This window comes from Persicimonas caeni (genome assembly GCF_006517175.1).
GTDB lineage: Bacteria > Myxococcota_A > Bradymonadia > Bradymonadales > Bradymonadaceae > Persicimonas > Persicimonas caeni.
On sequence record NZ_CP041186.1, the window covers coordinates 1,382,204 to 1,394,869 of the forward strand.

A 12,666-nucleotide genomic window follows, 5' to 3' on the forward strand; every position below is an offset into this window, starting at 1 on the left:
AGCCCCAAGGCTTGCCTTGGGATCATGCGGTGCAACAACCACACACGCCACAACACGCTCGCCACAACAACCACACACCCCACAACACGCTCGCCACAACAACCACACACCCCACAACACGCTCGCCACAACAACCCCCCCCCACAACGTGGTCGCCGCAACCCAATTCAATTCGCCGGCGACGCCAACGCCCCCAAACGCCCCGCCTCGTTAATCAGCATGAAGCCCCGGCGTTGTGAGAAGTCGAAGCTGGCGTTGCAGCGTTTGTGTTTGGTGAGCAGGTAGGGCTCGAAGCGGCCTTTGCTCGGGGCCCACATTTTGATGTGGGTGCGGACCATCTCGCCGTGCTCGAGTGTCTTGCAGGAGCGGTTGAGCCCGTTGCACGACTGCTCTTTGACGTGCTCGACCTCGCATAGGTCGAGGCCCTTCTTGTCGTCGACGAGTGCCAGGTAGACGTGGCTTCGCGAGATGGTGCGCTCGCTCGAGGTGGCCTGGGTGCGCTCGTTGAGGGCTTTGCCCATGTACGGCTCTTTCGAGCTCGGGTTCGCAAACCAGATGCCGCGCTCTTCGAGCTCTTCGGTGCTGCTCGAGTAGGTCTTCTTGAAGCCGATGCCCCACACCGACGAGCCCAGCATCTCCATCGGCAGCAGCGAGAACTCGCTGTAGTAGTCGCCGCCCTTTCGCGGGGCCGTGGCGCATTGCGGCAGGGGCTTTTCGGTGACCTCGGTGTACTGGTGGAGCTTCCAGCCCTGTTTGCCGGGCTTCAGGTGGACCCAATACAGGTGCGACTCGGCGTCGTCGGGGCAGCGGCCGCGCGGGGCGCGGGGGCCGCAGTAGACCAGCCCGGCGCGGTGATTGCCGCTTCTGGACTGGTAGCCCTCGACGAGGGTGCGCTCGCTGGTGGCCGCCGGGCACAGCTCGTTCAACGCCTCCGAATTGGCCAGCGCCTTGTCGAACCCGCTCACATCCTGCAACACGTGCCAGTGGACCGGGCGTACTTCGAAGCTCTGGAAGCGCCAGGTGCCGTCGGCGAGTTGCCAGCGGCCCAGCGCGCCGGGGCGCGGGGGTTGGCCCTGGGCCTCTTCGTAGGGGAGCCAGCCGCCGACGTTGTAGAGCGCAAAGCGCGGGCCCGACTCGTCGGGCAGCATGCTCATGCGCGTCTGCTCGCCGCGGCGGTCGGTCTCGTCGCCGTCCATCACCTCGACGCGAAACGCGATGCTCTCGGTGGGCAGGCTCGCCACCTGTTGCAGGACGCCAAGGCTCAGGGCGGCCTCGAGGCGGTAGCCGTTCTTCATCTTCTTGGTCTTGGCGTCGATGCCGGTGCGGTACAGCTTGCCGCCCGTCTGGTCGTAGCGCCAAAACTGGCCGTCGGGCGTAAACAGGATCGCCATCTCGGGGCGCACGTTCGACTTCTCGGCCATGCCTGCAGGCAGCGAGTCGACGATCTCTTCGAGCTTGGGGTCGCGCAGCCACAGGATGACGCCGTCGGCCATGACGTCCTCGCTGGCCGCGTCGATGACCTTGTCGTCGCGCACGTCGACCCAAAAGTAGACGTGGCCGGCGTCGGAGTCGACGCCCACGCGAAAGCTGGCGTCGGGGCCGCCGGTCCAAAACTGCTCGCCTTCGACGACGTGCTCCTTCTGGCCGAATTTGCGCGCCTTGCTGCGGCTCCAGTCGTCGACCTCGGCGTCGATCTTCTTGGACTTCTCGGCCGGCGGGTCCGGCAGCATCAACACCGCCTCGTTGGCGGTCGCAGCGCCCGCGGTGCGCGGCGCGGTGGTGCGCCGCTCGACCGGGGCGTCGAGCATGTCGGCCGGCTCTTCTTCGTCGGCGGCGGCGAACGGGTCGATGCCCTTGGTGTTCGACGTCGAACACGCCGAGGCGGCAGCGGCGAGGACCAATAGAGCTAAGACAACGGCATTAGAACGCTTCACGACGACTCCAGCTTCTGGACCAACTCGTTCAACACGTTGAGCGCTTCGAGGGGAGTCAGCGAGTTGACGTCCACCTCGTCGAGGGTCTCGAGCGCGGCCTTTTGGCCCGGGCTCAGCGACGCGCCCCCATGAAAGAGCGTGAGCTGATTCGGGTTGTGGTGGCGCGTCGGCTCGGGCGCCTCGCCCGGCTTGCGGCCGGCCATCGGGATGCCCATCTCGTCGAATTGGCCGCCCTCGAGGTTCTCCAGGACCTGCTTGGCCCGCTCGACGACCGGCTCGGGCAAGCCGGCGAGCTTGCCGACCTGGATGCCGTAGCTTCGGTTGGCCTCGCCGTCGACGAGCTTGCGCAAAAAGATGATGTCATCTTGCCACTCTTTGACCGCGATCGACAGGTTGCGCGCCCCGTCGAGGGTGCGAATCAGCTCGGTGAGCTCGTGGTAGTGGGTGGCGAACATCGTCTTGGCGCGAATCTCGTCGTGCAGATGCTCGGCGACCGCCCACGCGATCGACAACCCGTCGAAGGTCGAGGTGCCGCGGCCGATCTCGTCGAGGATGACCAGACTGTGCTCGGTGGCGTTGTTCAGGATATGAGCCGCCTCGGTCATCTCGACCATGAAGGTCGACTGGCCACGCGCGAGGTTGTCGCTGGCGCCCACGCGGCTGAAGATCTTGTCGACCACACCCAGCTCAGCGGCCTTGACGGGCACGAACGAGCCCATCTGGGCCAGGAGACTGATGAGCGCGACTTGTCTGATGACCGTCGACTTACCGGCCATATTCGGCCCGGTGATGATCAGCAAGCGCTGCTCGGGGTCCATGCGCACCGAGTTGGGCACGAAGCGCTCGTCTTTGAGCGTGCGCTCGACGACCGGGTGGCGCCCCTCGTCGATGTCGATGACCGGCTCTTCGGTCATATCGGGCCGGGTGTACTCGAGGCGTTGGGCGAGCTCGCTCAACCCGGCGATGACGTCGAGGTTGGCCAGTTGGCTGGCGGTGCGAAGCAGCGTGCCGACCTCGAGGCCGACGCGCTTTCGAAGCTCCTGGAACAGCTGGTATTCGAGGGTCTTTCGCTTGTCCTCGGCCCCGAGGATGCGCTCCTCCATCTCCTTGAGCTCGGGGGTGTAGTAGCGCTCCGAATTCGCCAGGGTCTGCTTACGGATATAGCGGTCGGGGACCAGGTGCAGGTTCGCCTTGGTGACCTCGATGAAGTAGCCGAACACCTTGTTGTGCTTGACCTTCAGGCTCGAGATGTCGGTCGCCTGCTTCTGCTCGGTCTCGTAGCGAAGGATCCAGTCCTTGCCGTTTCCGCTGATCTCCAAGAGCTCGTCGAGTTCGTCGTCGAAGCCCGCCTTGAACAAGCCGCCCTCGGTCAGCTCGACGGGCGGGTCGTCGACGACCGCCCGGTCGATGAGGTCGCGAATCTCGTGGCACGGGTCGAGGTCCTCGTCGAGCTCGACCAGAAACTCCGAGTCGCACTCGCTCAACACCTCTTTGACCTCGGGGATGATGGCCAGCGTGCTCAGCAGGCTTCGCAGGTCGCGGGCGTTGGCGGTGCCCGACGAGATCTTTCCGCACAGCCGCTCGATGTCGTAGACCGCGTCGAGCGCCTCGCGGATATCCTCGCGCAGCGCCGGGAAGCGCACGAGCTCCTCGACGGCGTCGTGACGCCGGCGAATCGCGTCGAGGCTGACCAGCGGGTAGTTCAGCCAGTGGCGAAGCCGGCGCCCGCCCATGGCGGTGACCGTCTTGTCGATCACGCTGAGCAGGCTCCCCTGCCTGCGCCCGCCCATCAAGGTGCGGGTCAGCTCAAGGTTCGCCTTGGTCGACTCGTCGATCACCAGGAACGACTGGGCGTGGTACGGCGTAATCTCCTGGACGTTCGTGGGGATGCCGCGCTGGGTCTCGACGATATAGTCGAGCACGGCGCTGGCCGCCTGTTGGACGACGTCGGGCGACTCGAAGCCGAAGTCGTGCACGTGGGTGAACATCTTTTCGACCGGGCCCGCCTCCAGAAAGTAGGCGTCGTGGTCGATGTCGCCGCTCAGCCGGGCGCCGCCGGCGATATTCGACAAGAGCGCCTTGGGCTCGAACGCCTCGTTTTTGCGCGGCCGGAAGAAGACGCCGTCGAGGTGGCGCTCGACCTCACCGAACAGCGCCTCGGCGCTCTTGGGCACCAGCACCTCGCGCGGCTCGATGCGGTTGAGCTCGCTGCGAAGCTCCTCTTGGCGCGACACCTCGGTCACCCGGAAATCACCGGTGGAGACGTCCAGGTAGGCGATGCCGTACTCGTTTTTGACCCCGCGGCCTTTGACGCCGATGGCGGCCACGTAATTGGGCGCCTTGTCGTCGAGCGAGTCGGAGTTCAGGACCACGCCGGGCGTGATCACGCGCACCACGTCGCGCTTGACGATGCCCTTGGCGGCCTCGGCGTCCTCGACCTGCTCACAGATGGCGACCGAGAAGCCCTTGTCGATGAGCTGGTTGACGTAGCCCTCGGCCGCATGATGCGGCACGCCGGCCATGGGGATATTGTTGGCCCCCTTGCTGCGCGCCGTCAGCGTGATGCCGAGCTCGCGCGAGCAGACCTCGGCGTCCTCGAAGAACATCTCGTAGAAGTCGCCAAGGCGGAAGAAAAGGACCGCGTCGGGGTAGCGCTCCTTGACGTCCATGTACTGCTGCATCATCGGTGTGAGCTTCATACAACCTGTCGTGTTTCCTGGTCGTGTTCCATCGGGTCGCGTGGGTGGTGTTCGAGCGGCGAAAACCGCCACGCGCGGACAGAGTGGCATTGGAACTTGCGGGGCGTCAATCGCAACAAAAAAAGCCCCCGGACGGCGAACCATCCGGGGGCTTTCGGCTGCGAGTTTCTAGCAAATCAACTTGCTAGCTAACGAGCAGACTACTCGAGCACGATGACGCGGCCGAGCAGCGAGGTGTCGTTGCTGCTGGTGTAGTGCAGCGTCTCGCTGGTCGAGAAGGTCTCGCTGGCCTGACCGGCGGTAGCGGTCAGCTGCAGGTCGATGCCCGGAGCAGACACGACGGTGTCGGTGACCGGGTCACGCTCGGTGACCGTCTGCGGCGAGGTGGTGCCGTTGGTCCAGGTGACCGTGCCGCCGTTGTCGACGCAGATGTCGGCCGGGGTCAGCCCCGTGCCCGCCGAGATGGAGACCGCAGCGGAGGCACCGCTGGAGGTCACCGCGTTGGGCGTGCCGAAGTCGGCGGCGTCACGCGGCAGCAGCTTGAAGTTGCCGAAGCTGTAGTGCATCACGCCGGTCAGCGTCGAGAAGGTGTCGCAGTTCGTCGGGTTGGTGGCGTTGGTGTCGTAGTCGAACAGCGCGTCATCGACACGCACGGCACCGTCGACGCGGAACTCGCCGAAGTCGTTGTTCGCAGCGTCGGGGTTCTCGTTGGTGACGGCTGGCTCGGCGAAGGTCACCAGCACGCCTTCCCAGGCTTCGGCAGTTGCCGGGTCGGCCAGGATGTCGGCGTTGATGACGTCCGGAGTGATCGTGGCGCCGGCGCTGCTCGACGCGATCGAGGTCGCCTCGATGGTGGTCACTTCGCCGAAGGCCTCGGCGTAGGTTCCCTCGACGTCGACGTTGTCGCCGACTGCAGCGGTGGTGGTCACGTTGGTGATGTCGACGGCGACGCCGCTACGCTCGCCACCGGTGGGGTCTTGGACCCAGATGGTGTCGCTGCTCACCGCGGTGACGACCACGCCGTTGATGTCGAGCGGCTGGCCGAGCTGCGGATGGTTCGCGCTGCTCGGGTCCTGCAGGTCGTAGATGCTGATGGTCGCCGTGGGCAACGTGCAGTCGACGTTGGCCGCGCCCGGGGTGCCGGTGTCGCCGCCGCTCAGCGCGTCGCGCGACACGCACCACTTGGTGCCGTCGTCGTTGTCGGTGGCCGCCAGGGTGAACTCGGCGCCGTACTGCATCGACGCGCCGGACGGATCGGGCCAGTCGGTGCCGCCGTCATACTCGATGCGGTCAATCTCGGTGCCGGCGTCGTTGGTCAGGATGATCTCGTCGTCGCTGTTGGACAGGTTCAGCTCCGACTGCGGGTAGACGTAGTCGACGGTCACGCCACCGTTGGTGGCCGTGTCGCCGTTGACACCGAGCACGAAGTAGGTGTCGGGCGCGATTTCGATGGGATCGCTGTTCGGGTCGGTGATCGTGTGCGAGTCGGCGCCCGCATCGCTGATCACCACGCCGTTGAGCTCGAGAGTACGCGAGCTGGCGTTGTAGATCTCGAAGTACTCGCCGTCGCTGTCGTTGACCGCGCTCGGGTTCTGCATGACCTCGGTGATCACCAGGTCGCCGGCTCCCGGAGTCGGGTCGCCGCCTGCGTCGGTTTCGACATCCTGCTCGACGTCTTCCTCGACGTCTTGACCGACATCTTCGGTGACGTCGTCTTCGACGTCCTCGACCACATCTTCGGCGACGTCCTCGCCGACATCTTCGGTGACGTCCTCTTCGACGTCCTCAGTGACGTCTTCGGCCACATCTTCGCCGACATCCTCGCCGACATCCTCGCCGACGTCCTCGCCGACGTCCTCGCCGGCGTCTTCGTCAGCGTCCACGCCCACGTCCGCGGCGTTATTCGTGTTATTGCCAGGCTCATCGTCGTCGCCGCAAGCGCTGGCGCCCACGAGGGCGACAACGGCAAAAATTGCAAGCAGCTTTCGCGTCGTCTTGTGACGCTCCAACATTTTCATAACAACCTCATCTAGAATAAAAATCGTAAATCGGTTTTAAACCGCTCCCTCTACTTCGGGCGGACCATAATCATCCACCCGGCGAAGGTCCAGCCGCGGTTGGATTAAAAACACAATCCTAACAGAGTTGTAACACAGAGACAGATAGCAAGAAGGAAAGGCGACTTTTTGGAGAGGATCCCGTCAGACAGGCGTCACGCCTTGGCGTTCACCGGCCGAGCCGACGCCACTGCGTTCGACCGACATTCGTCGCACGCTGGGCGCGCTCGTGATGCCCGGCCGCCTCGAGCAGCTCGGCCGCCAGCTCGAGGGCCTGCGGGACATACGGGAAGATAAACGACATCTCGTCGAGCAGTTGCTGCGTTCGGGCGAATTCGACGTCCCATGCTCCGATATCGCCCCGGTGGGCCAGCAACGGCAACTGCATGACGTGAAACAGCAGCCGGTAGGTATAGCGCCCGTCGATGCGAGTGACCCGCTCGAGCGGCGCCAACAGCTCGTCGGCCTCGTCGAATCGTTCGGCCTTCATCGCCGCCAACACCGCGCCGGTGCGCGCCAGGTCGGCCAGCCGGGAGTTGACGGCGAGCAGCATGTCGAGCGCGCTGCGATAGCCGATCCACGCCTCCTGCTCGTCGCCGCGCTCTAGCGCTAAGTCGGCCTGCAGCCTGCGCGCCATGCCGATATATACCGGCGCCCCCACCGCGCGCGCCAGCCGCTCGGCCCGGTGATTGTACTGGGCGGCCCTGCCCTGTTGGCCGCGAATCCAAGCGAATTCGGCCAGCCCCTGATAACACCAGGCCAGCTCGGCGCGCACCGGCCGCGTGGGCAGTTGTCGCGCTGTGTCGATCGCATGGGTGAACAGCGCCTCGGCTTGCTCGAGCTCGCCTGCGAAACCGCGCATCCATGCCTCGCCGCTCCATGCGCGCACCTGCCCCTCGACGTGGTAGACGCGTTTGAAGAGGTGCGCGGCGTGCTCGTAGAAGTACGCGCCGCGCTCGACCTCTCCGTCGAGGCGGTCGAGCTCGGCCAACACGTAGAGGACCGTGCCCAACCCGGTCGGGTCGTCGACGTAGGCCGCCTCTTCCAAAAAGAGCCCCACCCAGCGGCGCGCCTCGCCGGGGTCGCCGATGATGCGCGCAATCTCGGCCTGCAACGCCAAATCGGCGGTGCGCCGAGGGTCGTTGCCATCGAGCTGCAGCGAGTCGACCAGCTCGCGATACTGGTTCAGGCACGTGCGGGCCTGCTCGAAGCTCGCCTCCTGCATCAGCTCGCGCCCTGCTTCGCGCAGCGGCTCGAGGGCGGCTTCACAAAAGCCGGCCCGGCGCAGGTGCAGCGCGCGCCGCTGCATCGCGTTGGCCGACAGCCCCTCGCTGACCAGGAGCCTCGCCACCGCCGCGTTGATCGGCGCCCAGCGCCCCACGCGCTTGGAGCGCTTCTCGAGCATGTGACGCAACGACTCCTCGGCCATGCGCCAGCCGGTGGGCGTCGCGCTGGCCAAGCCCTGCCTCGACAGCTCGTCCCAAAGACGCTCGGGCACCGTCAGCTCGAGCGTGTCGACCAGCGCGCCGTACTCCTCGCGGCTAAACGATTCGCCCAGCGCCGCGGCGGCCTCCAGGGCGGCCCAGACCTTGTCGGCCCCCGTGTCGGTACCGGTACCGGGCAACGCGCCGATCAACTGATCGAGGCGCGCCTGCCACAACTCGTCGAAGTCCTTCGGGAAGGGCTGCTCGGCGTCGGCGAGTCGGTAGCCGCGCTCGGAGCGCCGCAGCATGTCGCGCTCGACGAGGTGATTGACCAGGTGCACCGCGAAGAGCATCGAGCCGCGAGCGTGCCGGTGGATTCGGTCGACGAGGTCCGGGTGGAGCTCGAGCAGATCTTCGACCACCCGGCGCTGCTCGGCGTCGCCCATCGGTTCGAGCGGCAACTCGACGACCGCGTCGTGGCCGACCAGCTCGGCCAGCCGGCCGCCGGTGCCCTGAAGTTCGACGGCCTGCGCATCGCGCAGCGAGATGACGATCATGCAGCCCATCTCGGCCAGGTGCTCCTGGACCAGCAGGTAGCGGGCGAGGTCGAGCGACTGACTCTGCGAGTTGGCCCCGTCGATCCACACGATCAGCGGGCGCAACGCGGCCTCCAGGGTCAGGAATCGCGCGATCACGCTCCACTTCTGGGTCGGCTCGCTGAAGTGAAACGCCGGCTCGTCGGCGGCGCGCCGCGCGCCTGATGGGGTCATCAATTGGGCGAGCGCGGGCACGTCGACCCGCTCGAGCAGCTCGACGATCTCGGGGTCGTCGGTGGTCAGGCGCTCGTCGATATAGGTCTGGATGCGCTGACGACACTCCGAGCGCGACAGCCCCCAGGTGCGCAGGTGGTCGCAAAGCGCCAGGCGCAGCGCGTCGCCCGCCCCGGATGCCTCGCTCTCGGGGATGCGCAGCACCTTGGCGGCCCCGACCTCCTGGGCGCGCTGGACGAACCAGCCCAGCACGCGCGCCTTGCCCACCCCGGCGGGTCCGCCGACGATCACCCCCCGGGTGGTGCGCGTCGAGAAGACACGGCTCAGCTCACCCCACAACACATCGCGCTCACGCTCGCGTCCCACCAGCGGCGGGCGGCGCAACCCGAGCAGCCCCAATGAAGTGCGTCCGCGCCGGCGTACGTCGACCGCGTCGGCCTCGGTATGCCAGCTTCGCGCGAGCGCCGGCATCTCGTAATCGGGCACGATGGCGTGGTCCGAAAACGACACCCCCCGAGGGTCGATGCGCTTGCGGCCGGTCGTCGGACGCGACGAAAACGGCGCGCTCGTCTCCTCGCCGTGGCTCGTCTGCGACCAGAGCCCCACGCCGTCGGTGCGCGCCGACAGCAGCGAGTCGAGCGCCCGGGTGGTCTGCACGGGCGGCGCGGGCGCCCCGCTGAGGCTTGCGGTCTTGTCGACCGGTGAAACGTCGCCCGGCGACATCTTATCCGGCGACATCTTATCCGGCGACATCTTATCCGGCGATATGGGGCCCGGCAGATGCGTCCAGGTCTTCGCGTCCGCGTGACTGGCCACGCCGCCGAACTCAACGTCCAACGACTCGTCGTCGACGTCGCCCAGCAACAACAGATTCCAGGCCGCGTCGGCCGCGCACTGGAATCGCCGGGCGGGCTCCTTGGCCAACAACCGCTGCAACCAGCGCTCGAAGCCGTCGGGCACGCCGATGGTCGCCTCGAGCGGCGGCACCGGCGCCTCCAGATGCTTGAGCCACATGCCCGGGGCGTTGTTGGCCTCGAACGGCGGACGGCCGCACGCCAGCTCGTAGGCGACACAGCCCAATGCGTACAGGTCGGTCCACGGGCCGAAATCTCGCCAATCTCCGCGCACTTGCTCGGGGGCCATATAAGACGGCGTCCCCGAGCGCTCCTGGGTGTGGGACGGCTCGCCGGCGCCGCCGCGCCCGACGGCGTGGACCAGGCCAAAGTCGCTCAACAACACCCGCACATGCTCGCCGCTACCGTCGAGCAGGATATTCGACGGCTTGATGTCGCGGTGGACCAGCCCGCGAGCGTGCGAGTGGGCCAGCGCGTCGAGCACCGAGACGAGCACGCTCTTGACCGTCGACCAGGTCATGTAGCGCATCAGGTTCTCGAGGTTGCCCTGCGAGGCATACTCCATGGCGAACCAAGGCGTGCCCACGTTCCAGCCGGACATGGCGCCGGTCGACGGCTCGATGACCCCGTAGTCGACGATGCGCACGACGCCCGGATGATCGAGGCGCGCAGTCGCGCGCACCTCACGCTCGAAGGCGCGCATATATTTGCCCGCGTTGCCCAACCCGCGGCGGATGACCTTGACCGCGAATACTTCGCCGGTGGGCTCGTGCTCGGCACGCCAAACCTCTCCCATGCCGCCTCGCCCGAGACGATTGTGCAACTTGAATGAGCCTAGATGACGCATGCGACCTACTCTGAGAAGTACCACCCGCCGGTTGGCGAGCCGAAAAACCTAGCTTATCTCAACAAGAAACGCCAGTTTGCCCGCACAAACGCTGGGTCTTCGACTCGACCGACGCCGCGAGGGCTCGCGAACTCCGAAAACGCGACCGGACCGCAGTGTCGAAGGCTCGCGAGCCCTCGAATGTGCGGTCGACCAGAAAAACGAGGGCTCGTGAACGCTCGAAAGAGCGGTCGACCAGAAAAATCGGCGCTCGTGAACACTCGAAAGAGCGGTCGACCAGAAAAGTCGAAGGCTCGTGAACCCTCGAGAGAGCGGTCGATGTCGCTCGGAAGACCTCCAGAACACTTTGGAGACTGGTCGACCGGTCTCGCAAGTGTTCTAGAGCCCTCCAAGACCGGCCAACACTAAACAAACGTTCACCCAAAGACTGTATTCGTGGCGGTGCTGACCCAAAAGACCCCTTGATAAGCACCCGCGCTGCGGCGATCATACGGCCGTCGCCGCCATCATCACCGACCGAAGAGCTGTACCTCGTGAACGACACCACCACGCAAGCCTGCCCGACCCTCGCCGCCCCCGCCGTGCGCGTGCGCCGACTGGGCATCGACACCCACCAGGAGCCGATCATTTATATGCGCCGCGACTGCCCGGTGTGTCGCTCGGAGGGCTTCGAGGCGCAGTCGCGCATCAATATCACCGTCGGTGAGCGCACCATCATCGCCACGCTCAACGTGGTCGAGCCCGCGCTCTTTCCCGACGAGCTCTTGTCGCTCGACGAGGCGGGGCTGTCGGAGGCGGCGTGGAAATTGCTCGAGCCCCGCGAGGGCGCGCACGCCGAGTTGTCGCACCCGCGCCCGCTCGAGTCGCTCAGCCATATCCGCGCCAAGATCTACGGCAAGACGCTGTCGGCCGAGCAGATGCACGCGATCATGCGCGACATGGTGCACGGGCGCTTCGCCGACGTGCACCTGGCCGGCTTTTTGGCCGCGTGCGCCGGCGACCGGATGACCAACGGTGAAATCGTGGCGCTGACCCAGTCGATGGTCGACGTCGGCGAGCAGTTGAGCTGGAACGCCGACGTCGTCGTCGACAAGCACTGCGTGGGCGGACTTCCGGGCAACCGCACCACCCCGCTGGTGGTCTCCATCGTGGCGGCCTACGGCCTGACCATCCCGAAGACGTCGTCGCGCGCGATCACCTCGCCTGCGGGCACCGCCGACGCGATGGCCACGCTGACCGACGTCGACCTCGACATCGCCGACATCCGCCGGGTCGTCCAACGAGAAGGCGGCTGCATCGCCTGGGGCGGCGCGATGCGCCTGAGCCCGGTCGACGACATTCTGATCCGCGTCGAGCGCGCCCTCGACATCGACAGCGAGGGGCAACTGGTCGCCTCGGTGCTCTCCAAAAAGATCGCCGCCGGCTCGACCCACGTCATCATCGACATGCCCGTGGGCCCCACCGCCAAGGTGCGCTCGCCCATCGCCGCCCAGAAGCTCGCGCGCATGTTCGAGGCGGTCGCCGAGCCGATGGGCCTGAACCTGAAGGTGGTCACCACCGACGGCTCCCAGCCCATCGGCCACGGCATCGGCCCGGCGCTCGAGGCGCGCGACGTGCTCGCCGTGCTGCAGGGTCAGCCCGACGCGCCGGCCGACCTGCACGGGCGCGCGGTGAAGTTGGCCGCCGAGATCTTCGAGTTGTCGGGCAAGGTGGCCGAAGGTCAGGGCGCAGAGCTCGCCCGCCAGATCCTCGACGATGGCCGCGCCTGGGCGAAGTTCCAGGCGATCTGCGAGGCCCAGGGCGGCCTGCACGAGCCCCCGGTGGCCGCCCACCAGCACGACGTGGTCGCCGAGCGCGCAGGGACGGTCGTCGCCGTCGACAACCGCCGCCTGGCCCGCGCGGCCAAGCTCGCCGGCGCCCCCGAAGACCCGGCCGCCGGCCTCGAATTCCACGCTCGCCTCGGAACGAGGGTTGCCAAAGGCGAGCCGCTCTTTACTCTGCACGCCGAAAGCCCCGGCGAGCTCGACTACGCGCTCGCCTACGTCGCCGAGCACGACGGCATCATCACTCTGGAGTAGTAC

5 protein-coding genes are annotated in these 12,666 nt (G+C 66.5%); 1 reads left to right on the forward strand and 4 read right to left on the reverse strand.

Annotation, left to right across the window (positions count from 1 at the left end; all coding sequences use genetic code 11):
- Positions 1-167: 167 nt before the first annotated feature.
- The 4 genes from FIV42_RS05115 to FIV42_RS05130 form a co-directional block, all read right to left on the reverse strand.
- A complete protein-coding gene (locus tag FIV42_RS05115; RefSeq protein ID WP_141196631.1) occupies positions 168-1,934 on the reverse strand; it encodes a sugar-binding protein in 1,767 nt (588 codons plus the stop codon).
- On the reverse strand, positions 1,931-4,633 hold the full coding sequence (mutS, locus tag FIV42_RS05120; protein WP_141196632.1) for a DNA mismatch repair protein MutS: 2,703 nt from the start codon (positions 4,631-4,633) through the stop codon (positions 1,931-1,933). Before mutS ends, FIV42_RS05115 begins: the two co-directional genes overlap by 4 nt.
- A 200-nt stretch (positions 4,634-4,833) precedes the next feature.
- Complete coding sequence (locus FIV42_RS05125) at positions 4,834-6,651, reverse strand: lamin tail domain-containing protein (protein ID WP_141196633.1); 1,818 nt, start codon at positions 6,649-6,651, stop codon at positions 4,834-4,836.
- Positions 6,652-6,859: 208 nt separating this feature from the next.
- Positions 6,860-10,585 (reverse strand): serine/threonine-protein kinase, encoded by a 3,726-nt coding sequence (locus FIV42_RS05130; RefSeq protein ID WP_141196634.1) that lies wholly within the window; start codon positions 10,583-10,585, stop codon positions 6,860-6,862.
- A gap of 533 nt (positions 10,586-11,118) precedes the next feature.
- Here FIV42_RS05130 and FIV42_RS05135 point away from each other — a divergent pair.
- Positions 11,119-12,663 (forward strand): thymidine phosphorylase family protein, encoded by a 1,545-nt coding sequence (locus tag FIV42_RS05135; RefSeq protein ID WP_174769488.1) that lies wholly within the window; start codon positions 11,119-11,121, stop codon positions 12,661-12,663.
- Positions 12,664-12,666 lie beyond the last annotated feature (3 nt).